Below are 2,523 nucleotides of genomic sequence, written 5' to 3'. Positions count from 1 at the left end.
TAATTAAAAACAGCAATCCAATAAGTCCAAAAAAAGTAGTTGCAGTTAATTGGCTCATGTTTCCAATAAAATTTAATAACACTATTTTTTTTCTAGATTTTTTTTTAAAATAGAGTGCTTTTGCACCGTATTCACCAATTCTATTTGGTGTAATTAGTGAAGCTGTAAGCGAAGCTAAACTTTGTTGATAGGCTTCAAAAAAAGTAATTTTTTTTTCAACGGAAGCTAATAATTTCCATTTATAAATTTCTAGCAACCAGTTAACATCTGTAAATAATAATAAAAATATAAGAATCCAGTTATTTTTAGAAAATAGTAATGAAAGTTGATCTTGTAACTGTGTAAAAGATAAAAGCTGATTGCTAGCTAATTTTTTATAAATAAAATAGAAAGCGCCAAACACCAATGCTAATTTTAGCAGTAAAAAAAGGAAGCGTTTATATTTGTGAGAGATATTGTACATTTGGTTTTACAAATAAACGAATAATTGAGTTCAGAAAAAATCATATTAGGAATTGATCCAGGAACAACCATTATGGGTTTCGGATTGATAAAAATTGTAAATAAAAAAATGGAATTAATTCAGTTAAATGAATTGTCATTAAAAAAGTATGATGATCATTATGTTAAATTGAAAATAATTTTTGAACGCACAATTCATTTAATTGAAACCTATCACCCCGATGAGATTGCAATTGAGGCTCCTTTTTTCGGTAAAAATGTGCAGTCTATGTTAAAATTAGGTAGGGCTCAAGGTGTGGCCATGGCAGCAGGTTTATCTCGTGAAATTCCAATTACTGAATATTCTCCTAAAAAAATAAAAATGGCAATTACAGGTAATGGAAATGCCAGTAAAGAGCAGGTTGCTAAAATGTTGCAAAGTTTGTTGAAACTAAAAACCTTACCGAAGAATTTAGATTCAACAGATGGTTTAGCCGCTGCAGTTTGTCACTTTTACAATAGTGGAAATGTAACTGTTGGAAAAAGCTATACCGGTTGGGGTGCCTTTGTAAAACAAAATGGAGATAGAGTGAAAGAGTAATTAAATAATTACATCACACTCATAGGTTTCAAATTTTTTATCAATCACTAATTTTCTATGTTCATGAAAAAGGTGATGTTCTTTAGAAGCTTCCATTTTATCTTTATCTTCTTTAGAATTCCAAAATTCAACTAAAAAATACCTATTTTTTTCATTTCTATCTTTAAAAATATTAAAATGATCTAGCCCAGCAGGTTTGGCTTCTGTTAATTCTTCAAATTTTTGTAATTCAACAAATGTAATTCCTTCGCCCTCTTTTACCTTAAATGAAACAATATGAGTATACATAGTTTTATGTTTTTTATCAAATTTACAATACAGATTCCAGTAAAAAGGTAACAAAAATCACTTTTTGTAGTTTTTTTTTAATGATGTACATTTAACAAATAATAATTTAAAGAATTGGCAGGAATTTATATACACATACCATTTTGTAAACAAGCATGTTATTATTGCGATTTTCATTTTTCTACCTCATTAAAAAGGAAAGAAGAACTATTAAATGCAATAAAACAAGAACTGCTGTTAAGAAAAAATGAATTTGGAACAGCGCAAATTGAAACTATTTATTTTGGAGGTGGCACACCTTCTATATTAACGATTGATGAATTGCAATTTTTAATAACGATTATTTATGAGAATTATAGGGTTGTTAACAATGCTGAAATTACGTTGGAAGCAAATCCGGATGATTTATCTATTCAAAAAATTAAAGAACTGGCACAATCACCAATAAACAGATTAAGCATTGGAATTCAATCTTTTTTTGAGGATGATTTAAAGTTTATGAATCGTGCTCATACAGCAGAAGAATCTAAAAAATGTTTGGTTGAAGCAAAAAAATATTTTGATAATATTACCATTGATTTAATTTATGGTGTTCCAAATATGAGCAACGAAAAATGGTTAGCAAATTTGAAACAAGCATTTGAATTTGGTATTCCTCATATTTCAAGTTATGCGCTAACCGTTGAAGAAAAAACGGTATTGCATAGTTTTATAAAAAATGGGAAAGTACCACCAGTTGATGAAAATTTAGCTTTAGAACATTTTAATATATTAGTTGAAGAGACTGAAAAACAAGGTTTTGTACATTATGAAATTTCTAATTTTGGCAAGCCTGAATATTTTTCAAAACATAATATTTCTTATTGGCAAGGTGAAAAGTATTTAGGTATTGGACCTTCGGCTCATTCATTTAATGGTTTAGAAAGATCTTGGAATGTTTCAAATAATACTAAATATATAAACAGTTTACTTGAAAACAAGCTACCATCTGAAAGTGAAATATTAACAATAAACAATAGGTTTAATGAATATATTATGACTGGTTTGCGAACAATTTGGGGAGTTTCATTTGAAAAAGTAGAAAAGGATTTTGGAGTAAATTATTTAGAACAATTAAAAATTAATGCGAAACCTTTTATTGAAAATGGATTGTTAGAAATTCAGCAGAATTCTTTATCAAGTAATATATTGGT

General features: G+C 28.0%; 4 protein-coding genes. 2 read left to right on the top strand and 2 right to left on the bottom strand.

The genetic code is table 11. The features are described 5' to 3' along the window. Positions 1-463, bottom strand: a 463-nt coding sequence (locus ABY863_RS13430) for a lysylphosphatidylglycerol synthase domain-containing protein (protein ID WP_372795672.1), incomplete at its 3' end; no start/stop codon positions are given. A 24-nt stretch (positions 464-487) separates the two neighbouring features. On the opposite strand from ABY863_RS13430, the gene ruvC reads away from it, so the two are divergent. Beyond that, positions 488-1,042: a crossover junction endodeoxyribonuclease RuvC gene (ruvC, locus tag ABY863_RS13425; RefSeq protein ID WP_372795670.1), complete on the top strand. Its 555-nt coding sequence runs from the start codon at positions 488-490 to the stop codon at positions 1,040-1,042. Here ruvC and ABY863_RS13420 read toward each other — a convergent pair whose 3' ends face one another. Continuing rightward, positions 1,043-1,330 (bottom strand): antibiotic biosynthesis monooxygenase, encoded by a 288-nt coding sequence (locus ABY863_RS13420; protein ID WP_372795668.1) that lies wholly within the window; start codon positions 1,328-1,330, stop codon positions 1,043-1,045. Positions 1,331-1,444: 114 nt separating this feature from the next. Here ABY863_RS13420 and hemW point away from each other — a divergent pair. Then, positions 1,445-2,523, top strand: a 1,079-nt coding sequence (gene hemW / locus ABY863_RS13415) for a radical SAM family heme chaperone HemW (RefSeq protein ID WP_372795666.1), incomplete at its 3' end; no start/stop codon positions are given.

The organism is Lutibacter sp. (genome assembly GCF_041562875.1).
Taxonomy (GTDB): Bacteria; Bacteroidota; Bacteroidia; order Flavobacteriales; family Flavobacteriaceae; genus Lutibacter.
The sequence above is the reverse complement of the archived record's forward strand: the minus strand, read 5'-3'. Positions and strand labels throughout refer to the sequence as shown.